Below are 21,306 nucleotides of genomic sequence, written 5' to 3' on the forward strand. Positions count from 1 at the left end.
GCGTAGCCCTGGCCGAACCAGGCGTCGTGCTCATTGGCGGCGCGTACGTGCGGCACGCCGAAGGCATCTCTGGCGATCGTGATCGCCGCCAGCGGGCCCGGCACGCGCAACTCTCCGTCGCGCCGCGGCATCGCTCCGGCCAGGTCGAGCCGTTCGTGCAGTTGCGTCATCGCGTCCGCCTCCGCGTGGCTGGAGTCTGCCGCCGCATCAATCAACGGATGCGCAGTGGCGATCTCAGCGCCAGCATACGCGCTCAGCCGGCGCTGGCGGGAGGCGCAGCCGCCGCTGCCGCTCGCTCGTGCCGTATGATCGGGCAAGGCGAGCGTCAGGGGAGCCTGGCAGCGAGGGATGAGCGTGCGTTTCCTGCGCCGACACGGCTACGAGCATGACCATGACGACGCGCACGACCGCGGAGTCGCGTCGCCGCGGGCACACGGCCACAGTCACGGCGCGGCCGGCGGCCTCGACCTGCGTACGGCCGAGGGCATCCGCGCCGCGCGCTGGAGCAGCCTGGCGCTGCTGGTCACCGGTGCGATCGAGCTGGTCATCTTTGCCCTCGGGAACAGCGCCGGCCTGCTGGCCGACGCGATGCACAACCTGGGCGACGTGACGACGACGCTCGCGATCTGGGCCGCCTTCACCTTTGCGCGGCGCGAGGCGAACGAACGCTTCCCCTACGGCTACCATCGCGCCGAAGACCTTGCCGGCATGTTTGTGCTGATCGTGATGGTGGCGAGCGGCATCGCCGCGGGCTACGAGTCGCTGCAACACCTGCTGACGGGTTCGCACCCGAGCCACCTGGCGCTCAGCGCCGTGGCGGCGTTCGTCGGCTTCGCCGGCAACGAGCTGACGGCGCAGTACAAGACGCGCGTGGGCCGGCGCATCGGCTCGGTTTCACTGGAGGCGGACGGCGCCCATTCCCGCGTCGACGGGCTGGTCTCGCTGGCGGCGCTGGCGGGTATCGGCGGCGTGGCCGCGGGCTTTGAGCGGGCGGACGGCCTGGCCGGCGTGCTGATCACGCTGGTGATCGCCGGCGTGATCGTCAGCACGGCGCGCGGGGTGATCGGCCGCGGCATGGACGCCGTCGATCCGGCGCTGACCAGCCAGGTACGAAGCGTCGCCGCCGCGGTGCCCGACGTGCTCGACGTGCACGATGTGCGCCTGCGCTGGGCGGGGCGGGCGTTGTTTGTTTCGCTCAGCATCGCCCTGCCGCCGCAGCTGCCGCTGGCGCAGGCGCACGACGCGGCCGAAGCCGTGCGCCATGCCCTGCTGCACCAGGTCGAGGGCGTGCAGGCCGTGGACGTGCACATGGACCCCGCCGCCGAGCACGAGGCCGCGCACAGCCTCACGGCGCACCACGACCGCGATTGAAGCGCCGGCTGTCTATTCGGCCAGGTCGGTGAGCGTGGCGCGGCCGGCCGTGACCAGCGCGTCGGCCGCAAGCAGCAACTCCAGCCCGCGCATGCCGGCGCTGACACCGATCGTCTCGTGCCGCTGTGCGCTGGCGTCGAGGAAGAGGGGATAGCCCTTGCGGGCGCCGAGGGGCGAGACGCCGCCCCGCAGGTAGCCGGTGAGGCGGTGGATCTCCTCCACTTCGACCAGCTCGCAGCGCTTGTTGCCGCTGGCGGCGGCGAGCTTCTTCAGGCTGAGCGTGCCGCTGCCGGGCAGACAGGCGAGCACGACGCCGCCCCGATCGCCGCGCACGACCAGCGTCTTGAAGACGCGGTCCAGCGGTAGGCCGAGCTTGTGCGCCGCCTCGTCCGCGCTCAGCGCCTCCTCTTCGTAGGCGCGCAGCTCGTAGGGCAGCTTCAGTCGCTCCAGGATCTTGACGGCGGCGGTCTTCACCCGCCGAGCGTAGATGGCGGTTTCGCCGGCGGCAAGTGTCCGGCCGCGGACGAAACCTCGCGCAGCCAGGCGGCGAAGGCCGTCATCAGCGGCGTCCAGGGGCGGCCCTCGCGGTTGACCAGGCCGAACTCCGTGGAGGGCGGCGGGCCGGGCAGGCGCAGGGGCGCCAGGCCGTTGAAGGCAAGCTCGCCGGCGTAGGGCGGCACGAAGATGCCGAGCACGCCGAGGCCCGCGCGCGCCGCCAGTACCCGCGCCTGGATGCCGTCCACTTCGAGCGCCACCCGCTGGCCACGCAGGCCGGAGGCGCGCAGCAGCTCGCCGTAGGCCACGGTCTCGGCGTCGCCGATCGGCGCGATGATGATGCCGGCCTCGGCCACCGCGGCGGCGGTGACATCCCGCCGCCGCGCCAGCGGATGGCTCTGGGCCGCGACGAAGACGAAGTCGGCGCGGTGCAGCGGCTCGTACTGCACGCCCGCCGGCAGCCGCCAGTCGAGCACGATCGCCAGGTCCAGCTCGTGCTCCAGCACGGCCCGCGCCAGCCGCATGCTGTGGCCGAAGCGCAGCGAGAGCGCCGCCCGCGGCCGCTTCCGCGCGAAGGGCGCGACCACCCGCTCGAAGAAGAACGGCTGCTCGAAGGCCATGCTGGCGCCGAGCGTGAGCGTGCCGTCCTGCCCGGCCTGGATGTGCTCGATCGCCTGGGCGAGTTGCTCGCCGTCGCGCAGCATCGCCTTCGCCGTGCGAAAGAGCGCCTCGCCCTCCGGCGTCAGGTGCACGGCTCGATCCCGGTAGGTCACCAGGCGGGCGCCCAGCGCGCGCTCCAGTGCCCGCACGTGAAACGAGACCGTGGGCTGCGCCACGTCGAGCTGCGCCGCCGCGGCCGAGTAGCCGCCGCGCTCCACCAGGGTGACGAACACCTGCAGGCGGAAGAGGCTCAATTCACCGAGCACGGCGGCCTCCGGCTGTATCAACAATCCATATGGAAGCATACAGTTGGCCTTCTTGTCATTGATAGCAAAGGGTATAGGGTAGAGGGCAGGGCGGCGTGGCCGCGGCCGGTTGACCGCGCCCGCTGTGTCGCGCGAGCGCGAGTGACGAGTGAGAGGAATCGACGATGGAATCCGCGGATCCGGGCATCTTCCGCATTCAGCCGCACGGACGTCTGCAGGAGTGGGTGGCCGACGAGCAGGGCTATTTCCACGACGAGGGGCTCACGTACGAGTTCGTGGCCGGCGGCTTCTTCGGCAGCACGGGCACGGTGCAGTCGGCCGGCATGCACGGCGCCGAGGTCAAAGACGGCGCCTTCGAGTCGATGGAGGCGGGCCGCGCCTGCGAGGTGAGCGCGGCCTGCCACTGGGCCGTGAACATGGCCTCGTCTGCCGAGCACGGCAAGATGTGGGGGCACGCCTATTCGGTCACGCCGGGCGGCATCTACGTCGCGCCGGAGTCCGCGGTGCGCAAGCCGGGCGACCTGGCGAACGTCGCGATCGGCGTGGGCTACCACTCGGGCAGCCACTTCTCCGCGCTGCAGGCCTTGGAGCGTGTCCTGACGCCGGAGCAGACGAATTTGCGCTTCATCGGCCGGCCCTTCGACCGGCTGAGCCAGTTGCTGGAGCGCGAGATCCCCGCGGCCAACATCTTCGGCGGGCCGCTCTACGTGCTGGAGCAGCAGGGCTTCCGCAAGGTGATCGACACGACCTTCATGATCGGCTTTCTCGTCACGGGCGACGCCACGCAGGAGCAGGTCGGGGCCTATTTCCGCGCCCTGCAACGCGCCCAGCGCGACATCGATTTGGAGCCGGAGCTGTACAAGCACTACTTCCTCAAGGAGCTGCCGGAGCGGTACCACGCCCTGGTGGACGTGAGCGCCTTCGGTCCCGGCGAGCGCATCGTCTTCGAGCCCTACACGCGCGAGATGTACGAGCGCACGCACCGCTGGATGGAGGACCTGAAGCTCTTCCCCGCCGAGCAGGTGGGCCACGCGGACTACGCCCAGGCGGTGCTTGTCTGAGCAAGGCCGGGCGGCGCCACGGAGATCGCCGATGACTCCGGACGGCGCCGCCCTGCTCGACTACCACCGGCAGACGGCGCTGCGGCCGGGCGAGGCGTGGCTCGCCGTCGAGCCGTGGAACCGGCCGCGCCCGTTCAAGCTGTACGAGGACCTGGAGTCGTTGCGGCTGCCGCCCGTGCCGAGCGCGGAGGCGCACGGCCCGGAACCCGCGGGCGAGCCGCCCATCGACGCCCCCATGCTGGCGTCGTTGCCGCACTGGTCGGCGGGGATCACGCGGCGCCGGCGGCTGCCAGACGGCACGGTGATGCCGTTCCGTGCAGCCTCGTGCACCGGTGCGCTCTATCACATTGAGACGTACGCCGTCTGCGCGGAGCTGCCGGGATTGCCTGCGGGCGTCTACCACTACGCACTGCAGAACGAGACCGCGCGCCGCCTGCGCCCGGGCGATTGGCGGGCCTCGTTGCTCGCTGCAGGCGGCGCTGATGCTGGCCTTGCGGCAGCGCCGCTGGCGCTGGTCCTGAGTAGCGAGTTCTGGCGCAACGCCTGGCGCTACGGCGAGCGGGCATACCGGCATGCGTTCTGGGACGCGGGCACAATCCTGGCGAACCTGCTGGCGCTCGGTGGAGCATATGGCTTGCCCACTCGCGTCATCACCGCCTTCGACGATGCCGCGGTGAACGTTTTGCTCGGTCTGGACGGTGTGGGCGAGGCGGCACTGGCCGTGGTGGCGCTCGGCGGCGGCGCGCCGATCCTGCCCACGACCACGCCGCCGGAGCCGATCGCGCCGCGCGTGGCGCCCAGCAGCCCGCGGCCGCGCACGCCGCCCGCGATCGCCGCCGCGCATGTCGCCTCCTCGCTTGCCGGCTCGGAGCATGTCGTGAGCTGGCGGGCGGCAGCGGCCGCGTTCAACGCGGCAGGCGCGCCGCAGGCTGAGCCGGCGGTTTCGGAAGGCGGCCTCAGCTCGTTGCCCGCGGTATCCGCGTGTTCTGATCCGGTCGAGGCGATCATCGTCCGGCGGGGTTCGGCGCGGCGCTTCAGCGAGGAGTCGATCTCGGTTGAAGCACTCGCTGCCGTCTGCCGGGCCGCGGCCGCGGTTCCCGGCGGAGACGCCTGGCCCGCGGGCGCGCCGCTGGCTGAGACCCTGCTCGTGGTTCAGGCGGCCGCCGGCATCGCGCCGGGCGTCTATCGCCTTCGCGGAGAGACGACGCTCGAGTTGCTGGCCGCGGGCGAACGGCGCAATCAGGTGGCGTCGCTCGTACCCGACGCCCGGCGTGCCGGCGCCGCCGCCGTCACGATCTGGTGGCTGGCCGACGGCGAACGCGTGCTGTCGCGGCTGGGCGGACGCGGCTACCGCGTGGTCCAGCTCGATGCCGGCTTGGCGCTGGGGCGGCTGTATCTTGCGGCCACGGCGGCCGGCCTCGGCGCGACGGGCCTTACTTTCTTCGACGACGAAGCCGCGGGCTTTTTCGCGTCCTGGTCGCCGCGGCGGCAGGTGGTGCTCGCCGCGGCCGTGGGCAGGACGGCGCCGCGCTCTACGCCGGCAGGCTGAAGCCGAAGAACTCCGCGGCGTTCAGGCCGAGGATGCGGGCGCGCGTTTCATCGGGCAGGTGGCCCATCGTGCGCTCGATCGCTGCGGCCGAGTGCGGCCACGAGCCCTCGTGGTGCGGGTAGTCGTTCGCCCACATGAAGTTCTTTTGCAGGCCGTAGCGCTCGACCAGGTCGATGCCCGGCGGGTCTTCCTGGAAGGACGAGGCGCCGTGCAGGCGGTAGTACTCGCTGGGCAGCAGCTTCAGCTTGGGGAAGGCCCACATGTGGTGCTTCTGGTAGGCCTCGTCCATCGCCCGCAGCAGCCACGGCACCCAGCCGATCCCCGCCTCGATCGTGGCGAAGCGCAGCCCCGGAAAACGCTCGAGCACGCCGGACGAGCAGAGGTTCGCCACCGGCTCGGCTGTCGGCGCCAGCGAGTGGATCGCGTAGTTGATCACGGCGCCGCCGAAGCCCTTGGCGCCGCGCGGATCCTTGCCGGTGGAAACGTGGAAGGTGATCGGCAGCCCGCTCTGCTCGATCGCGGCCCAGAGCGGGTCGAACACGGGCAGGTTGTAGTTCGGATCCTCCGGCCGGCCGGGACCCCACGTGGGCTTGCAGGGCAGGCTGAGGCCGCGGAAGCCGAGCTTGGCCACGCGGTCGATCTCGGCGATCGCGCCGTCGATGTCGCCGGAGGCGATGCAGGCCAGCGGCGAGAGGCGGTCGTAGTACGGCCCGAAGACCTCCCAGGCCCAGGTGTTGTAGACGCGGCACATCGCCTGCGAGAAGAGCGGATCCGGCGTGGCCCACATCTGCAGCCCGCGGTTGGGGAAGATGATCTCGGCGTCGATGCCGTCGCGGGCGTGGTCGCGCAGCCGCTCCTCGGGGTCGCGGTTGCCGACCTTCGAGCGCTCAAGATCTTCGCCTTCCAGCTTCAGATCGCGCAGCTTGGTCGGCTTGTAGCCTTCTACGACCGACCACTTGACGCCGTTGGCATCGACTTCGATGCGCGGCAGGCGATTGCGGTACTGCGGCTCGATGCGCTCGACCCAGAGGTTCGCCGGCTCGTTCACGTGGCAGTCGGCCGAGACCATGAAGTACTTGTTCGTTGCGCCCGGCGTAGCCACGCGCGGCCAGCCCTCGTGCCCGGGCGTATTGGTGCGGTGCTGTGGGATTTCGGCTGTGGTCATCTCATCCCCCGGTCGTGTCTACTCTTCCACGAGAAGGCTGAACGGCTGCCGGCGGTCGAAGTCGAGCGCTTCCGCATCCAGCTTCTGCAACCGTCGGAGATCGAGCACATCGGCATACTCGGCGTCGAAGCCCTCGTTCGGCCAGCGGCGGATGCGCAGCCCCGTGGCGCCCTGCGGCACGGGATAACGACCGCGCTCGCCGCCGCGGCCGCTGTAGAACCACGCCGCTTCGTCGCCGGCGCCGCCCACCAGCCAGCTACCGAACCAGAGCATGCGGCCGCCGTGCTCGTTGACCAGCGCCGGCCAGGCGATCTCTACGTCCACCGTCCGCCTCGTGCCTGCGGTTTCGCCTATAGTAGCACGCCGGTGCGCGGGGAAGCGCCGCCAGATGCGTCTGCCGCGACGGGATCCGCAGCGAGGTCCGCCACGTGTTTTCCAGCGCGTGTCCGTGCCTATAATGCGACGGGCGCCGACAGGACGGCGACCGCGCCCGGCGCCGCTGTCTCTCACAGCCGCGCCGGAGATCGAGGAGGCGATCCGTGGGTAACTCACTCGAGGGCAAGGTCGCGGTGATCACCGGATCGGGCCGGGGTATCGGGCGCAGTTGCGCCGAGCTGTTCGCGTCGGAGGGCTGCCGCGTCGTCGTCAACGACTACGGCGTGGACGTAGACGGGCGCACGCCGCGCTCCGACCCGGCGGATGAAACCGTGGCCAACATCAAGAAGGCCGGCGGCGATGCCGTCGCCAACTACTCGAACGTCGCCACGATGGAGGGCGGCGAGGCGATGGTCAAGCAGGCGCTGGACAGCTTCGGCCGGCTCGACATCGTCGTGCACGTGGCGGGTATTCTGCGCGATCGCATGATCTTCAACATGACCGAGGAGGAGTGGGACGCGGTCATCGCCGTGCACCTGAAGGGCTACTTCGCCGTGACCAAGCCGGCGTCGATCCTCTTCCGCCAGCAGCGCTCCGGCCGCGTGATCGGCTTCACCTCCGGCTCCGGCCTGCGCGGCAACTCCGGCCAGGCGAACTACGGCGCGGCGAAGGCGGGCATCGCGGGCATGACGCGCGTGGCGGCGAAGGACCTGGGCCGCTACGGCGCTACCGTGAACTCGATCTCGCCCTCGGCCAGCACGCGCATGACGGCGACCGTGCCGGACACAGCGCGTGAGGCGCGAGCGGCGCGCGGCATCTCCGGCGCGGCCGCGGGCGCCCGGCCGACGTCGAACCCGCCCGAGCAGGTGGCGCCGATGGTGGCGTACCTGGCCAGCGACGCCGCCTGGAACATCAACGGCCAGGTCTTCGCCGTGGGCGGCGGCAACATCTCGCTGCTGTATCACCCGACGCCGTATCGCACGCTCTTCCGCGACGAACAGTGGACAATCGAGGATCTGCAGCGCCTTGTGCCGAGCGTTTTGATGCAGGGCGTGGAGAACCCGGCGCCGCCCGCCGAGGTCGCTGCGAAAACGTAGGTGTACGGTCGATCCCCGGCACAACGTTGACAGAGAGGGCGGCGGAAGCGATCTTCCGTCGCCCGTACAATCAGACTGCGCCAGAGGCTGCCGCGCGGCGCGCTCATGAATCAGCGGCCGCATGATGGAGAGGCGAAGATGACCGAGATTCATGGCGTGTGCGACGAGCGCTTCGCCGCGGTGCGCGAGGTGATGGCGCGCAACTTCGAGCAGGGGCTTGATGTCGGCGCCTCGGTGGCCGTCACGTTGGGCGGCGAGTTGGTGGTCGATCTGTGGGCCGGGCACGCCGACGAGGCACGGACCACGCCGTGGGAACGTGACACGATCACGAACGTCTGGTCAACGACAAAGACGATGACGGCGCTCAGCGCCCTGCTGCTCGCCGATCGCGGCGCCATCGATCTGCACGCGCCGGTGGCGCACTACTGGCCCGAGTTCGCCGCGGCCGGTAAGAGCGCGGTCGAGGTGCGCCACCTGATGGGCCATACCTCCGGCCTCTCGGGCTGGCAGGAGCCGATCACGGTTGAGACGCTCTACGACTGGGAGAAGGCGACGGCGCTGCTGGCGGCGCAGGCGCCCTGGTGGGAGCCGGGCAGCGCCTCGGGCTACCACGCGATCAGCCAGGGCTATCTGGTCGGCGAAGTGATCCGCCGCGTCACCGGGCAGACGGTGGGGCAGTTCTTCGCGGCCGAGCTCGCCCGCCCCCTGGGCGCGGACTTCCACATCGGGCTCGACCCGTCGCAGTTCGGCCGGATCGCCAACGTGATTCCGCCGCCGCCGCTCGAAGTGCCCAACGTCGATCCGAACGGCGTGGCGATGCGCACGCTGGCGAACCCGCCGATTGATGCCGCCTGGTCATGGACGGCACCCTGGCGGCGGGCGGAGATTCCCGCGGCGAACGGACACGGCAACGCCCGCTCCGTGGCGCTGGTGCAGGCGGTGCTGGCCTGCGGCGGCGAAGTCGGCGGCCGTCGCTTCCTCTCGGAGAAGGGCTGCCAGACGGTGTTCGAGCAGCAGGCGTACGGCACCGACCTGGTGCTGGGCGCGCCGATCCGCTTCGGCATGGGCTACGGCCTGAACAGCCCGGAGATGCCGATCGGCGCCAACGAGCGCGTCTGCTTCTGGGGCGGCTGGGGCGGCTCGCTGATCGTGGTCGACGTCGACGCGCGCCTGACCGTCGCTTACGTGATGAACCGCATGGGCGAGGGCACGCTGGGCGACACGCGCGGCGCCGGTGTGGTGGCGGCGGCCTACGCGTCGCTTGCCGCATCCGCGGCGACGGCGTAGGCGGGCGGGGAGGAAAGGCGCGGTGGGCGTGCCCCGGCAGCACGCCCGCCGTATGACCTGCAAAAGCCCGAGACTGGATTTCCGCTCAAACCGGGTGCAGCATCTGCCAGCTATTAAACAGCGGTTCGGCGAGTCATCTACATAAACGCGGCGGACCGGAGGAATTCCTTCAGGGCGGCAAGAGAAAGCGTGCAGATTCATTGCAGTGAGCGGCGCTGATTCGCGCGACGCCTGTGCGGGCCACGGTGCAACCCAGCGCCGCCAGTTGCCGTGCCTCGGCGATGTTCCCGGTCTCGGCCAACAGTCGCAGCCCCGGTCCTGCCACCGCCTTTGTCGCGGCGCCGAGCAGACGGCGGCCCCGACGCCCGCCGATCAATCCGGCAACCGCGTCTGGCGCGAGTTGCAGCTCGTCCACCGCCAACGCCCGCAACGCGTCCGGTGAGACCTGGCCGGGATCGTAGCCGGTGAGCGCGAGGCCGAAGCCGGCGGAGCGCAATCCCGCAAGGCCGGCCGAGCTTGCGGCAGCGGTTGGCCACACCGCTGCCACGGGCAGCTCCAGGCACAGCCTTTCCGGCGGTGCCTCTCGCTCCGGCAGCCCGCGAAGCTGCGCCGGCAGGGTCGGGTCGCGCAGCAGCCGCGGCGAGCGCGCGGCGCACAGCTCCTGCTCCGCGCCCGGCACGTGCATTCGTGGGTCCGCCAGCGCCGCGCGAACCAGGCGGTGCGTCAGTTCGCGACTCAGGCTCGCGTGCTCTGCCGGCGGCACAAAGCGCTCGGCCGGCAGCGCGCCGAGCCGTGGGTGCCACTCGGGCTGAAGGCGTAGACGCGCGGGCAGCCCCGGCGCGGCCTCGCCCGCGTCTCCCAGGCGGGCGCCGGCGAGGTCGGCGCCCAGCCCGCGGCGCAGGTCGGCGGCGAAGGCGACGCGGCTGGAGCTGGGCTCGTCGCGCTCAGGCGCGGAGACGGCGACGCCGCCGCCGCGGCGCTTGGCGGCGTACATGGCCATGTCGGCGCGTCGCACCAGCGCTTCCGCGTTCGCGCCGTGCTCCGGATAGACGGCGATGCCGATGCTGGAGCCGATCTCGATGCGGTAACCGTCCAGCAGAAACGGCTCGCTCAGCCGGGCGATCGCCTTCTGCGCCAGCGCCAGCGCCGCCGCCGCTCCGGCGGCGGGCAGCAGCATGGCGAACTCGTCGCCGCCGAGCCGGGCGACGGTGTCGGAGTCGCGCAACGCCTCGCGCAGGCGCGCACCAGCGCGCTCCAGCAGCCGGTCGCCGAACTGGTGCCCGTGCGTGTCGTTCACCGCTTTGAAGCGGTCCAGATCCAGGAAGAGCAGTGTGAACGGCTCGCAGGTGCGCTCCGCCGTGTGCATCGCCTGCCGCAGCCGGTCCTCAAACAGGCTGCGGTTCGGCAGGCCGGTGAGCGGGTCGAGCAAGGCGAGCCGGCGCAGCGTCGCCTCGGCGGCGCGCGCGGTCTGCGCTTCGAGGCGCGCCGCTTCGAAACGCCTTGCGCGTTCCAGCGCCAGCGTCAGCGCCTCGGCCAGCCGCATCAGCCGGGCGGCCAACTCCGTCGGAGCCGGCCGGCCGGTGGCCATGCGCACACCGATAACGCCCAGCACCCGCGCCCGCGACATGAGCGGAACGGTCAGGTGCGCTGCCAGAGTCCCCTGCTCTTCCTCACCAGGTACACCGTCGCCGCGCTCGTCATCGCAGAGGGCCGCGTGCGTTTGCCAGGCTCTGCCGGCGGCGCCGAAGCCGTAGTTGATGCGCACACCGGCGCAGCCCGCGAACGGCCCGCTGCCGGAGACGACGCGCATCGCCGCCTCCTCGGCGTCAAACAGGGCGACGTACGCGCCCTCGGCGCCGAGCAGCGCCGCTGCACGCTCGGCGCCGACCTCGGCCAACCGCGGAGCGGTGTCGCAGGCAAAGAGCGCGAGCGTGGCCTCGTGCATGGCGGCGCCCGCAGCCGCCGTCTGTCCGAGAGCGGGGCCTGAGTCGTGGCGGCGGCAACCGGCCGCGGTCGACGGTTTAGGGCTGAGGCGGAAGCGGACCGTCGTGCGCCGCGGCGAGGCGAAACCGGCCCCGCTCGCCGGCCGCATGCGGTCGTCTGCTGATATCGGGAGCGCGATCGTGTCGGCGGTCACCATCAACACCTCCGGTCTGTTCCGGCACTACCCTTGCGGGCGGTGCTGTTAGTCTGTGATCGCCGAAACGATCCGACCACGCGGGAACCACACGAGGCGCCCACATCTTTAGCGCGGCGATCGTGTGCGTGGCGGGGCGCGAGGCGTCGCCACGCTGGGTTTCCGGTGTGAGACGATGCGGCCGCGCCGGGCCGTGCCGAAACGCGGCTCGATGGTGGAGCCCGCACGTGCACCGCTTCCATCTGCCGAAGCTGCACGAGCAGCAGACCTTCGCCGCCGAGCAGGTGCGGCAGATTGGGCGCGTGCTGCGGCTGCAGCCGGGCGATCGGGTCGAAGTGTTCGACGGCCGCGGACGAACGGCCGAACTGCGACTTGAGAGCGTGACGCGGGAAGCCGTGACCGGCGCCCTCGTGCCCGGCAGCGAGCGTGAAGTCCCGTGGCCGTCGCCGGTGCGGCCGCTCCTGTACCTGGCGCTGATCCGGCCGCAGCGCTTTGAGTGGGCGATCGAGAAGGCGACGGAGCTGGCCGCCTGGCGCATCGTGCCGCTGCTGACGCAGCGCACGGCGCACGCCGGCGCCGAGCTGGGCGCCGCGCGGCTGCAACGCTGGCAGCAGATCGCGGTCGAGGCCGCCGAGCAGTGCGGCTCCGCCTACCTGCCCGAGGTCGCGCGGCCGCTGCCGCTGGCGGCGGCGTTGTGCGAGCCGGCGGCGCTGCGCCTGTTCGCCTGGGAGGGCGGCGGCGCTCGCCTGTCGATGCGGCGCGCCCTGCACGGCGCGCCGCGGGATGCGCCCGCTAGCGGCGACCTCGGGGGCGTTCCCGCGGTGGCCGTGTTCGTGGGGCCGGAGGGTGGCTTCAGTGAGGCCGAGGTTGCGATGGCGCGGCAGGCGGGCTGCCGCCTGCTGACGCTGGGGCCGCTGACGCTGCGGGCCGAGACGGCGGCGGTGGCGGCGCTGGTGGCGCTGAGCGAGGCGTTGCGGGATTCGCCAAAGCCCGAATGAATGGTATCCTCCGTGATGCGCGGAGCAGCTCCGCGAGGCGCTTTGAGCGACGTTTGGCGAAGCTGGGGAGTCGGCAGCGGGCATGGCAGTCGAAAAGATCACGATCATCGGCCTCGGTCTCGTTGGAGGCTCGATCGGCCTCGCGTTGAAGGCGGCGAAGCTGCCGAACCTGCGGGTCGTCGGCCACGACCTCGAGGCCGACGCGATGAAGGAGGCCCTGCGCCGCGGCGCCGTGGACAGCAGCGAGCGTCACCTCGAAGGCGCGGTGCAGGATGCGCGGCTGATCATCATCGCCACGCCGCCGCTTGCCGTGCGTCCCATTCTCGAAGACCTGGCCGAGCTGGCGCCCGAGGGCTGCATCGTCACCGACGTGGCCAGCACGAAGGCCGACGTGATGCGCTGGGCGAAGCAGATCCTGCCCGATGGCATCAGCTTCGTCGGCGGCCACCCCATGGCCGGCAAAGAAGAGTCGGGCATCGCCGCGGCCGAGGCCGACCTGTTCCACGGCAAGGCGTACGCGGTGATTCCCGCCACGTCCGCCACCGAGGGCGCGGTCAAGTCGGTGCTCGGCCTGGTGAGCGTGCTCGGCGCCGATCCCGTCTTCATCGACGCCGAAGAGCACGATCAGTACGTTGCGGCGATCAGCCACATGCCGATCGTGCTCTCCACCGCCCTGTTCACGCTGGTGCGCAACAGCCAGGGCTGGAACGAGATCGCGCCGCTGGCTTCTTCCGGCTTCAAGGACCTGACGCGGCTGGCCTCCGGCGATCCGTACATGAACCACGATATCTGCGCGACGAACCCCGATGGCGTGGTGCACTGGCTGGATCGGATGATCGCCGAGCTGCGCCGCTACCGCGACCTGATCATGGACAACCACGAAGAACTGTTTAATACCTTCAGCGCCGCCCAGCTCCAGCGCGAGGCGTTTTTGAGCGGCGCCGATCGGCCGCAGCGCGAGCGTATAGAGCTGCCGTCCACGGCCGACCAGATGAATGCCATGCTCTTCGGCGGCTGGATGGCCGACCGCTACAAGAAGTACGAGAAGATGATGCGCCGCAGCGAGAAGCGCGGCGGCGCCCCGTCCGGCCCAGACGACGACGATGACGACGAGTAGTGACGCGGCCGATACCCGCGTCATCCGGCCGGCGCCACGGCTGCGCGGCGAGATCTGGCCGCCAGGCGATAAATCGATCTCCCACCGCGCCGCCATGTTTGGGGCCATCGCCCGCGGCCGGAGTGTGGCCGAAAACTTCCTCACCGGCGAAGACTGCCGCTCGACGCTGGGCGTGCTCGCGGCGCTGGGGGTCGAGTCCCACGTCGAGCCGGGGGCGGACGGGCGTTCGCGCCTGATCGTGGAGGGCGCGGGTCTGCACGGTCTGCGCGAGGCCGGCGACGTGCTCGACTGCGGCAACTCGGGCACGAGCATGCGCCTCTTCTCCGGCCTGCTGGCGCCGCAGCCGGTGCTCTCGATCCTCTCGGGCGATACCTCGTTGCGCTCGCGGCCGATGGCGCGCATCATCACACCGCTGCGCCAGATGGGCGCTCACCTGCACGGCGCCGGCGGCGACCGCACGGCGCCCTTGGTGATCAGCGGCGGTGCGCTGCGCGGCGTCGAGTACACCACGCCGGTGGCCTCGGCCCAGGTGAAGTCGGCGATCGTGCTGGCCGGCCTCTACGCGGAAGGGGAAACCGTCGTACGCGAGCCGGCGCCCTCGCGCGATCACACCGAGCGCATGCTGCGGGCGATGGGCGCCGCGATCGGCTCCGACGGCCCCGAGGTGCGCGTGCGCCCGCTCGATCGCGAGTTGGCGCCGCTGCAGCTGCGCGTCCCGGGCGACGTGAGCGCCGCGGCCTTCTGGCTGGTGGCGGCGCTGGTGCATCCGGACGCCGAGATTACGCTGCGCGGCGTCGGCATCAATCCGACGCGCTCCGGCATCATCGACGTGCTGCGCCAGATGGGCGGCGAGATTGTGGTCGAGGAGGAGCGCGAGCAGGGCGGCGAACCGGTAGCGGACCTGGTGGCGCGTAGCTCCCGCCTGCATGGTGTCACGGTCTCAGGCGATATCATTCCTCGCCTAATCGATGAAATTCCCGTGCTTGCGCTTGCAGCCGCCTGCGCCGAGGGCGATACTGGCGTGCGTGACGCCGCCGAGTTGCGCACAAAGGAGAGCGATCGCATCGCCTCGACCACCCGCGAGCTGCGCCGCTTCGGCGTCGAGATTGCGGAGCTGGCGGACGGCCTGCTGGTGCACGGCAGCGGGGCACGGCTGCGCGGCGCGGCGGGCCGGAGCGACGGCGATCACCGCCTGGCGATGACACTCGGCGTGGCCGGCTTGCTGGCGACGGGCGAGACGACACTGCAGGGCGCCGGCTGCGCCGCCGTGTCCTATCCGAACTTCTGGGAGGATTTGGAGCGCCTCTCGGGTACGCCCGCCGCGGTCTGAGCCGTCGGGCTATTCTTGCCGCGGACCCCATCCCCGGCCTTTCCCCCATCCCGTTCACCGGGATCGGTGAGGGAAAGCATGGGATCGGAGATCACAGCGTCTCCCTCCCGCGAACGTGCGAACGAAACGGGGAAGGGGTCCCGCCAGAGCTGAGGGAGTGCATGGCCACCGAGCTTATTCACGTCGGCTTCGGCAACGTGCTCGCGGTCAACCGCGTGATCGCAATCGTCGCGCCGAACTCGGCGCCCACCAAACGCCTGATCCAGGAGGGCAAGACCAAGGGCCTCACCGTGGATATGACCAGCGGACGGCGCACCAAGGCCGTGCTGGTGATGGACGACGGCCATATTGTGCTGGCGGCGATCACGCCGGAGACGATCACCAACCGCGTCGGCCAGCAGCGCGGCGGGCCGCGCGTGCTCACGGCCGAGGATGAGTGAGCCTTTGCCTGCCGAACCTGGTGCGGCGGTGAGCCCGACGGCGGGCGCAGACCCGGCCGCGGTCGAGCCGTTGCTGGTGGTGCTCTCCGGTCCCTCCGGCGCGGGCAAAGACGCGGTCTTGCAGGCGCTGAAGGGCCGCGGGGCGCCCTATCACTTCGTCGTCACGGCCACCACGCGCGAACCACGGCCGGGTGAGCGCGAGGGAATCGACTACCACTTCCTCAGCGAGGCCGAGTTCCTACGCCTGCGCGACGCCGACGGGCTGGTGGAGTACGTGCTCTACCACGGAACGTACCGCGGCGTGCCGAAGGACCAGGTGCGGGCGGCGCTGACAGCGGGCCGCGATGCGATCATGCGCACGGACGTGCGCGGCGCCCTCGCGATCAAGCAGATGGCGCCGGGCGCGGTGCTGATCTTCATCGCGCCGCCGAGCCTCGAGGCGCTGCGCCAGCGCATGCAGGCGCGCGGCGAGGCGCCGGCGGCGATCCGCGAGCGGCTGGCGCTGGCCCGCGCGGAGCTGGACGCGGCGCCGCGCTTCGACTACGCCGTGCTGAACGAGGACGGCCGGCTCGATCGCGCCGCCGACCAGGTGCAGGCGATCGTCACGGCCGAACACTGCCGCATCGGCCGCCGGCCCCCATCCCCTTCATGAGAGGTCTCCAACGGTTGCGCTGCGCTACGCCCCCAATCCTGGGGAAGGGCGATCGGGCGCGGCGGCGCCGCTTGCCAAGCCGGCCCCGAGCCGCTAGAAGAGAGGTTGCCGGGGCACGCGAGGCCCGGCGGAGGTGCTCTGTGCGGCGGATCAGCGAGCATGTCTACGCCGAGATCTATTTCTGGGGCTGTAATCCGGGCTTCGTTGCGTCTAGCGACGGCGTGCTGATGATCGATACGCCGCAGCAGCCGATCGACGCCGTGCGCTGGCGCGAGCGGCTGCTTGAGCACGGCCCGATCCGCCATCTGGTCAACACCGAGCCGCATATCGACCACATCCAGGGCAACGCCTTCTTCCCCGGCGTCGAAGTCATCGGCCAGGCAGGGCTGCGCAGGCGCTACCTGGAAGCCGTGCCGCAGTTCGCCGAGCGGCTGGAACCGATGAAGCAGGCCGATCCCGACAGCGTCTGGCTGTTCGGCCACCCGGACTACCCGCCGAACCCGCCGACACGCACCTTCGAGGAGGAGCTGACGCTGCAGCTGGGCGAGCTGCGCATTCAATGCCTCCACGTCCCCGGCCACACGGCGCCGCAAACGGCGGTCTTCCTGCCGGAGGAAGGCGTGGTGTTCACGGGCGACAACGTCTTTCACCGGGTGAAGAGCTTCATCCAGGAGGCGGACCCCTGGGAGTGGCTGGCGGCGCTGAAGCGGATCGAAGCGCTGGGCGCGCAGACGATCGTGCCCGGCCACGGCGAGCCCTGCGACCACGGCTACCTGGCGGAGCAAGCGGAGATCATCGCCGCCTGGACGGGCGCCGTCGAGGACTTCGTGCGCCGCGGCATGAGCGAGGCGGAGGCGCTGCAGCAGCCGGCGCCACGCGTCGATCCCTACCCGATCGGCCAACGGCTCTTCCCGATGAGCGACCGCGTCGATGCGATGAACGTCGGCAACCTCTACAAGCGCATTGTGGCGCGGCAGCAGGCGACGCAGCCGGCGTGAGCCACCGGACACGGCGCAAAATCCATGCCCTGCAGCGGAAAGGACATCTCCGATGACGACGAATGTGAGCCAGTTCCGCCCGCGACAGCGGCCGCCGGCCTCCGGCCGCGTGCTGCCGCCCGTGTTGCCCGAGTTCCTGCGGCGCTACATGGCAGACGGCGACGCGGCCGTGGCGCAGCCGTTCCGCGGTGTGACCACGGCCGGCACGAGGGCGCCGGGGCTTTTTCCGCTGCGCAAGACGGGGGTGTCTACCCGGCCGATCGCTGACGCGGCCGACGGCTTCCTCGCCGCGCTGAGCGCCGAGCAGCGGGCGCAGGCGCTGTTGCCGCTCGACAGCGATGCCTGGCGGCGCTGGAGCAACATCCACATCTACGTGATACGGCACGGCGCCCTGCTCGAAGCGATGAGCGACGCGCAGCGCGAAGCGGCGTTCGGCCTGCTGCGCGCCAGCCTCAGCCCGACGGGCTTCCAGACCGCGCGCGACATCATGCGGCTGAACGAGACGATCGGCGAGATGACGGAGAAGCCCGAGGAGTACGGCGAGTGGCTGTACTGGCTCAGCGTCTTCGGCACGCCGACGCCCGAGGCCGCGGCGCCGTGGGGCTGGCAGATCGACGGCCACCACCTGATCGTCAACTGCCTGCTGCTCGGCGACCAGCTGGTGATGACGCCGCTGTTCATGGGCTCCGAGCCGTGCGAGGCGCCGTCCGGCAAGTACGCCGGCACACGCGTGTTCGAGGCGGAAGAGCGCGACGGACTGGCGCTGATGCAGTCGCTTTCGCCCGAGCAGCGCCGCGTGGCGTTGCTCTCCGACGAACTGCCGCACGAGGTCTTCACCACCGCCTTCCGCGACAACTTCGAGCTGACGTACGAGGGCATCCGCTTCGACGCGCTCTCAGACGCGCAGCAGCGGCTCCTGCTGCGGCTGATCGAGACCTACACCGGCCGGGCGCGTGCCGATCAGGCCGCGGTGAAGCTGGACGAGGTGAAGCAACACCTGGGCGAGACGTACTTCGCCTGGATGGGCGGCTGTGAGGACGACAGCGTCTTCTACTACCGCGTGCACAGCCCGGTGATCCTGATCGAGTTCGACCACGAGTCGGGCATCGCCTTCGACAACGAGGCGCCGACGCGCCAGCACATCCACACGGTCGTGCGCACGCCCAACGGAAACGACTACGGCAAAGATCTGCTGCGCCAGCACCACGAGCAGGTCGCGCACGAGCACTAATCGGCGCGGCTCCATCGCCGGCCCCGCCTGCGAGAGCAGCGATGGAGCCGCGGTCCGGCGCCTCCAACGTTCAGGTCAGAATCTCGACCGTGTCGCGGTCGCGGACCGTGTGCTCTCGCGCCACCTGCTGGCCGTCGAAGCGGGCCGACGGTCCCCAGACGCGGGCGCCGCGGAAGCCCGCGGCGAGCTCCTTGTGGATCGCCGCCGCGACATCGGTCACCGTGGCGCCGGCAGGCAGCGCCAATGGCTCGGCGTCCACCTCGGCGCCGCGGCGCAGATAGACGCGTACCAACCCGGTCAGCCGCCAGACGGCCTCGCGGAAGCCGTCAAGGCTCTCGTCGTCCAGCACCGAGACGCCGACCACGGGGAGATCGGGTACGGCCGCCTGCACGCCATTCAGGGCGCCGCCGGCTGCTTCGTCCAGCTTGGTGACGGCGATGATGGCCGGAAGCGCGATGCCGGCCGCGGCCACCTCGGCGCGCACGTCCCGCAGCGGCGCCAGCGGCGCCGTCACGTCGTGGCAGAAGACGATGGCGTCGGCCTCGCGCAGCACGCCGAGCAAGGCGCGGCCGCCCCCGCGGCCCTCCGCCGCGCCGGCGAGCAGGCCGGGGATCTCCACGAGCTGTACCAGCACGCCGCCGATACGGGTCAGCGCGGGCACGGGGCGCAGCGTGGTGAAGGCGTAGTCGCCCATCTTGATCTGCAGGTGCGAGAGCGCGTGCAGCAGCGACGACTTGCCCGCGTTCGGCGGGCCGACCAGGGCGATCTGCGCGGCGCCCTCGCGGCGCACGGCGATGCTGTCGCGGTGCACGACGCGGGCGCGCAGGCGTGTGCCCTCGATCTCGTTCTGCAGCCACTGGCGGATCTCGCCGTAGGGGCCGTTCTTGTAGCCGGGCAGGTCGTCGAGGAAGGTGCGCAGCACGCGGATGCGTTCGGCGCCCTCCGTGCCGACCAGGCGCCGCTTGACCCGTTGCATGTAGGTGCGATGGGGCATGGGCATGACGAACCGCTCCTGAAGCTGTGGAAAGCCATGCAGGAGGGTGCGCCGATCCGCCCGCGGGTACCGTCAATCTCCGGTTGCGGGCGAGCCGTGTGCGCCTCACTCCCGCTGCTTACGCCGACGCAGGCTTGTGTAAGCAGCGGTCTAGCCGTTTTTGCTGGTCGCCGTCAGGCGCCAGACGCGTTCGTACGCGTCGTACATCGCCGTTGTCCTTGTGCTGGGTTGCAGGTCCGCAGCCTAAAGCGTAGCACACGGACGGGCGGGCCTGTGTGCGGGCTCACACTGCCTCGCACGGGCCTCGACGTCGGTCTCACCAACGGTGCGGTGCGGCGCTCCGGCTCAGCCGATGCCCAGCAGCGACTTGATGCGGCGGAAGGGGTCGAGCGCGGCTTCGGCCTTGAAGGCGGTGTGCCAGGTTTCGCTCTTGCGCCAGTACCAGCGTTCGCGCAGCGCGTCGAGCAGGCCGGCGGTGTGGCCGGCGCCGTAGATGATCAGCGCGTTCTGATCGGCGGGCAGGGCGTCGAAGGCGGCGATCGCGGCCTGGTTGCGGCGCTCGATCAGCACGTCGCCGAAGCGGCGCAGGGTGGGAATGAAGCCGCGCAGGCCGTTGAAGGCGGAGAGGATGCGCGGCATCTGCAGGAGCACGGCGGCAGCCATCTTCTGGCTCTGCTCGCGCTCGAACAGCTCGGCAGGCAGGTGCTCGAAGGGCAGCGGCGGCAGATCGCGGTCGGCCCAGATGCCGAGCAGTTGCTTGAGCGGCAGGTCGGCGTTGATCCAGTGCTCGCGGTCGTAGTGCAGCGCCTTGCCCTGGAAGACGAGGCCGAGCGGGCCGGCGAACTTTTCGTAGAGGTCGTGAAGCGGGGCCAGCCGCTCGTAGATCGCGCGCTCGCGCGGGGTGAGCGCGGCGATCTCCTCTTCGCTGAGGCTGCCGATGCCTTCGTAGAGCACGGCGCCGTCGTGGCGGGCGATCAGGTCATTCAGCTCGTCATAATACGACTGCAGGCCGATGTGGATGACGGAAACGATGCCGACGGTGCGCGGGCTGCGCGTCTGATCGAGCACGGTGACGGCCGTTTGCAGGCTGGCCTCGACGTGGTCGGAAATCGTACGAATCACGATGGCTCCTTGGGGGAGGCGGTGAGCAGCGGGCAGCGGGAAATTTTCGCCGCCGCCGCGGTCTGCACGAGCCGGTTGACTCCATTGTAGGGCCGCGGACCGTGTTGGCCTTAGCACGAGCGGCGTAGGCGCCAGACGGTTGCCCCTGCTTGACGGCGGGAGCCAGACCGCCGCGACATTCGCCCCGGCTGTGCGCTGCGCGGACAAAAGGAGACCGCCCTCCCGAGGTCGAGAGGGCGGTCAGGAAGGCTGGCGGCTGCCTATTTTCCACACCGCCTCGCGGCGGCAGTATCGTCGGTGCTGCAGCGTTTCACGGCCGTGTTCGGGATGGGAACGGGTGGGTCCGCTGCGCCGAAGACCACCAGCCGGTAGCGGGAGGGGGATTCGAACCCCCGACCTTCGGGTTATGAGCCCGACGAGCTGCCGCTGCTCCATCCCGCGCCGGATGCCCGTTCCGCCGGTACACGGAACGGGCGGCTGAAGAACGCTGTAGTGAACGGGGCACTTCGTGTCGGCCGGCGCGCCGCCGGCTGTGGGCAGTTCTGCGTGCAGGTCAAGCCCTCGACCATTAGTACGGCTCAGCTGAGACGATTGCTCGTCGTACACCTGCCGCCTATCAACCGTGTGGTCTACACGGGGTCTTACCCGGTTATCCCGGTGGGAGACCTCATCTTGGGGTCGGCTTCGCACTTAGATGCGTTCAGCGCTTATCCGCTCCGGCCCTGGCTACCCGGCACTGCCGTTGGCACGACAACCGGCACACCAGCGGGCCGTCCACCCCGGTCCTCTCGTACTAGGGGCAGCTCCCCGCAAGTCTCCTACGCCCACGACGGATAGAGACCGAACTGTCTCACGACGTTCTGAACCCAGCTCGCGTACCGCTTTAATGGGCGAACAGCCCAACCCTTGGGACCTACTCCAGCCCCAGGATGCGACGAGCCGACATCGAGGTGCCAAACCT

At 70.7% G+C, this 21,306-nt stretch carries 19 protein-coding genes, 1 tRNA gene and 2 rRNA genes; 12 read left to right on the forward strand and 10 right to left on the reverse strand.

Annotated elements, in window-relative coordinates:
* Positions 1-348 precede the first annotated feature (348 nt).
* A complete protein-coding gene (locus tag VKV26_20080) occupies positions 349-1,371 on the forward strand; it encodes a cation diffusion facilitator family transporter (GenBank protein ID HLZ72210.1) in 1,023 nt (340 codons plus the stop codon).
* 12 nt (positions 1,372-1,383) lie between these two features.
* Here the strand turns inward: VKV26_20080 and VKV26_20085 are convergent, their stop codons facing one another.
* Positions 1,384-1,845 carry an aminoacyl-tRNA deacylase gene (locus tag VKV26_20085; protein HLZ72211.1) on the reverse strand — a complete coding sequence of 154 codons (462 nt, stop codon included), beginning with the start codon at positions 1,843-1,845 and terminating at the stop codon, positions 1,384-1,386.
* A complete protein-coding gene (locus tag VKV26_20090) occupies positions 1,842-2,792 on the reverse strand; it encodes a LysR family transcriptional regulator (protein HLZ72212.1) in 951 nt (316 codons plus the stop codon). Before VKV26_20090 ends, VKV26_20085 begins: the two co-directional genes overlap by 4 nt.
* A gap of 164 nt (positions 2,793-2,956) precedes the next feature.
* Here VKV26_20090 and VKV26_20095 point away from each other — a divergent pair, with 164 nt between their 5' ends.
* A complete protein-coding gene (locus VKV26_20095; protein ID HLZ72213.1) occupies positions 2,957-3,853 on the forward strand; it encodes a hypothetical protein in 897 nt (298 codons plus the stop codon).
* A gap of 31 nt (positions 3,854-3,884) precedes the next feature.
* Entirely contained in the window at positions 3,885-5,402 is a 1,518-nt protein-coding gene (locus VKV26_20100) for a SagB family peptide dehydrogenase (GenBank protein ID HLZ72214.1), read from the forward strand.
* On the opposite strand, the gene VKV26_20105 is transcribed toward VKV26_20100, so the two are convergent.
* The gene (locus VKV26_20105) at positions 5,386-6,567 is read right to left on the reverse strand and encodes an amidohydrolase family protein (protein ID HLZ72215.1); all 1,182 of its coding nucleotides are present in this window, start codon (positions 6,565-6,567) and stop codon (positions 5,386-5,388) included. The genes VKV26_20100 and VKV26_20105 overlap by 17 nt on opposite strands.
* 18 nt (positions 6,568-6,585) lie before the next feature.
* Positions 6,586-6,891, reverse strand: coding sequence for a hypothetical protein (locus VKV26_20110; GenBank protein HLZ72216.1), 306 nt, complete (start codon positions 6,889-6,891; stop codon positions 6,586-6,588).
* Between the two features lie 215 nt (positions 6,892-7,106).
* On the opposite strand from VKV26_20110, the gene VKV26_20115 reads away from it, so the two are divergent.
* Positions 7,107-8,039 carry an SDR family oxidoreductase gene (locus tag VKV26_20115; GenBank protein HLZ72217.1) on the forward strand — a complete coding sequence of 311 codons (933 nt, stop codon included), beginning with the start codon at positions 7,107-7,109 and terminating at the stop codon, positions 8,037-8,039.
* Between the two features lie 138 nt (positions 8,040-8,177).
* Complete coding sequence (locus VKV26_20120) at positions 8,178-9,326, forward strand: serine hydrolase domain-containing protein (protein ID HLZ72218.1); 1,149 nt, start codon at positions 8,178-8,180, stop codon at positions 9,324-9,326.
* Between the two features lie 169 nt (positions 9,327-9,495).
* On the opposite strand, the gene VKV26_20125 is transcribed toward VKV26_20120, so the two are convergent.
* On the reverse strand, positions 9,496-11,271 hold the full coding sequence (locus VKV26_20125) for a diguanylate cyclase (GenBank protein ID HLZ72219.1): 1,776 nt from the start codon (positions 11,269-11,271) through the stop codon (positions 9,496-9,498).
* A gap of 419 nt (positions 11,272-11,690) precedes the next feature.
* On the opposite strand from VKV26_20125, the gene VKV26_20130 reads away from it, so the two are divergent.
* The 7 genes from VKV26_20130 (at position 11,691) to VKV26_20160 (ending at position 18,229) form a co-directional block, all read left to right on the forward strand.
* Complete coding sequence (locus VKV26_20130; GenBank protein HLZ72220.1) at positions 11,691-12,461, forward strand: RsmE family RNA methyltransferase; 771 nt, start codon at positions 11,691-11,693, stop codon at positions 12,459-12,461.
* A gap of 82 nt (positions 12,462-12,543) precedes the next feature.
* Positions 12,544-13,578 (forward strand): prephenate dehydrogenase/arogenate dehydrogenase family protein, encoded by a 1,035-nt coding sequence (locus VKV26_20135; protein ID HLZ72221.1) that lies wholly within the window; start codon positions 12,544-12,546, stop codon positions 13,576-13,578.
* Positions 13,565-14,908 carry a 3-phosphoshikimate 1-carboxyvinyltransferase gene (aroA, locus tag VKV26_20140; GenBank protein HLZ72222.1) on the forward strand — a complete coding sequence of 448 codons (1,344 nt, stop codon included), beginning with the start codon at positions 13,565-13,567 and terminating at the stop codon, positions 14,906-14,908. The genes VKV26_20135 and aroA overlap by 14 nt, the downstream gene beginning before the upstream one ends.
* Positions 14,909-15,069: 161 nt before the next feature.
* Positions 15,070-15,348, forward strand: coding sequence for a DUF370 domain-containing protein (locus tag VKV26_20145; protein ID HLZ72223.1), 279 nt, complete (start codon positions 15,070-15,072; stop codon positions 15,346-15,348).
* 28 nt (positions 15,349-15,376) lie between these two features.
* Positions 15,377-16,000 carry a guanylate kinase gene (gene gmk, locus VKV26_20150; GenBank protein HLZ72224.1) on the forward strand — a complete coding sequence of 208 codons (624 nt, stop codon included), beginning with the start codon at positions 15,377-15,379 and terminating at the stop codon, positions 15,998-16,000.
* Positions 16,001-16,140: 140 nt separating this feature from the next.
* Positions 16,141-16,998: an MBL fold metallo-hydrolase gene (locus tag VKV26_20155; protein HLZ72225.1), complete on the forward strand. Its 858-nt coding sequence runs from the start codon at positions 16,141-16,143 to the stop codon at positions 16,996-16,998.
* Between the two features lie 52 nt (positions 16,999-17,050).
* Complete coding sequence (locus tag VKV26_20160) at positions 17,051-18,229, forward strand: DUF3500 domain-containing protein (protein ID HLZ72226.1); 1,179 nt, start codon at positions 17,051-17,053, stop codon at positions 18,227-18,229.
* A gap of 70 nt (positions 18,230-18,299) precedes the next feature.
* Here VKV26_20160 and VKV26_20165 read toward each other — a convergent pair whose 3' ends face one another.
* The 5 genes from VKV26_20165 to VKV26_20185 form a co-directional block, all read right to left on the reverse strand.
* Positions 18,300-19,229 (reverse strand): TGS domain-containing protein, encoded by a 930-nt coding sequence (locus VKV26_20165; protein HLZ72227.1) that lies wholly within the window; start codon positions 19,227-19,229, stop codon positions 18,300-18,302.
* Positions 19,230-19,568: 339 nt separating this feature from the next.
* Complete coding sequence (locus tag VKV26_20170) at positions 19,569-20,345, reverse strand: hypothetical protein (protein HLZ72228.1); 777 nt, start codon at positions 20,343-20,345, stop codon at positions 19,569-19,571.
* Between the two features lie 247 nt (positions 20,346-20,592).
* Positions 20,593-20,711, reverse strand: a 5S ribosomal RNA gene (gene rrf, locus VKV26_20175).
* A 3-nt stretch (positions 20,712-20,714) separates the two neighbouring features.
* Positions 20,715-20,786, reverse strand: a tRNA-Met gene (locus VKV26_20180).
* A gap of 108 nt (positions 20,787-20,894) precedes the next feature.
* Positions 20,895-21,306, reverse strand: a 23S ribosomal RNA gene (locus tag VKV26_20185); the annotation flags it as partial.

The sequence above is a fragment of the Dehalococcoidia bacterium genome (assembly GCA_035310145.1).
In the GTDB taxonomy this organism is placed as follows: Bacteria; Chloroflexota; Dehalococcoidia; order CAUJGQ01; family CAUJGQ01; genus CALFMN01.

What these genes read in the sequence shown, in the direction of transcription:
- VKV26_20100 (HLZ72214.1), top strand. Translation starts at nt 3,885, where the DNA reads ATGACTCCGGACGGCGCCGCCCTGCTCGACTACCACCGGCAGACGGCG.
- VKV26_20145 (HLZ72223.1), top strand. Translation starts at nt 15,070, where the DNA reads ATGGCCACCGAGCTTATTCACGTCGGCTTCGGCAACGTGCTCGCGGTC.
- VKV26_20165 (HLZ72227.1), bottom strand. Translation starts at nt 19,229, where the DNA reads ATGCCCATGCCCCATCGCACCTACATGCAACGGGTCAAGCGGCGCCTG.
- VKV26_20125 (HLZ72219.1), bottom strand. Translation starts at nt 11,271, where the DNA reads ATGCACGAGGCCACGCTCGCGCTCTTTGCCTGCGACACCGCTCCGCGG.
- VKV26_20135 (HLZ72221.1), top strand. Translation starts at nt 12,544, where the DNA reads ATGGCAGTCGAAAAGATCACGATCATCGGCCTCGGTCTCGTTGGAGGC.
- VKV26_20120 (HLZ72218.1), top strand. Translation starts at nt 8,178, where the DNA reads ATGACCGAGATTCATGGCGTGTGCGACGAGCGCTTCGCCGCGGTGCGC.
- VKV26_20105 (HLZ72215.1), bottom strand. Translation starts at nt 6,567, where the DNA reads ATGACCACAGCCGAAATCCCACAGCACCGCACCAATACGCCCGGGCAC.
- VKV26_20160 (HLZ72226.1), top strand. Translation starts at nt 17,051, where the DNA reads ATGACGACGAATGTGAGCCAGTTCCGCCCGCGACAGCGGCCGCCGGCC.
- VKV26_20080 (HLZ72210.1), top strand. Translation starts at nt 349, where the DNA reads ATGAGCGTGCGTTTCCTGCGCCGACACGGCTACGAGCATGACCATGAC.
- VKV26_20095 (HLZ72213.1), top strand. Translation starts at nt 2,957, where the DNA reads ATGGAATCCGCGGATCCGGGCATCTTCCGCATTCAGCCGCACGGACGT.
- aroA (HLZ72222.1), top strand. Translation starts at nt 13,565, where the DNA reads ATGACGACGAGTAGTGACGCGGCCGATACCCGCGTCATCCGGCCGGCG.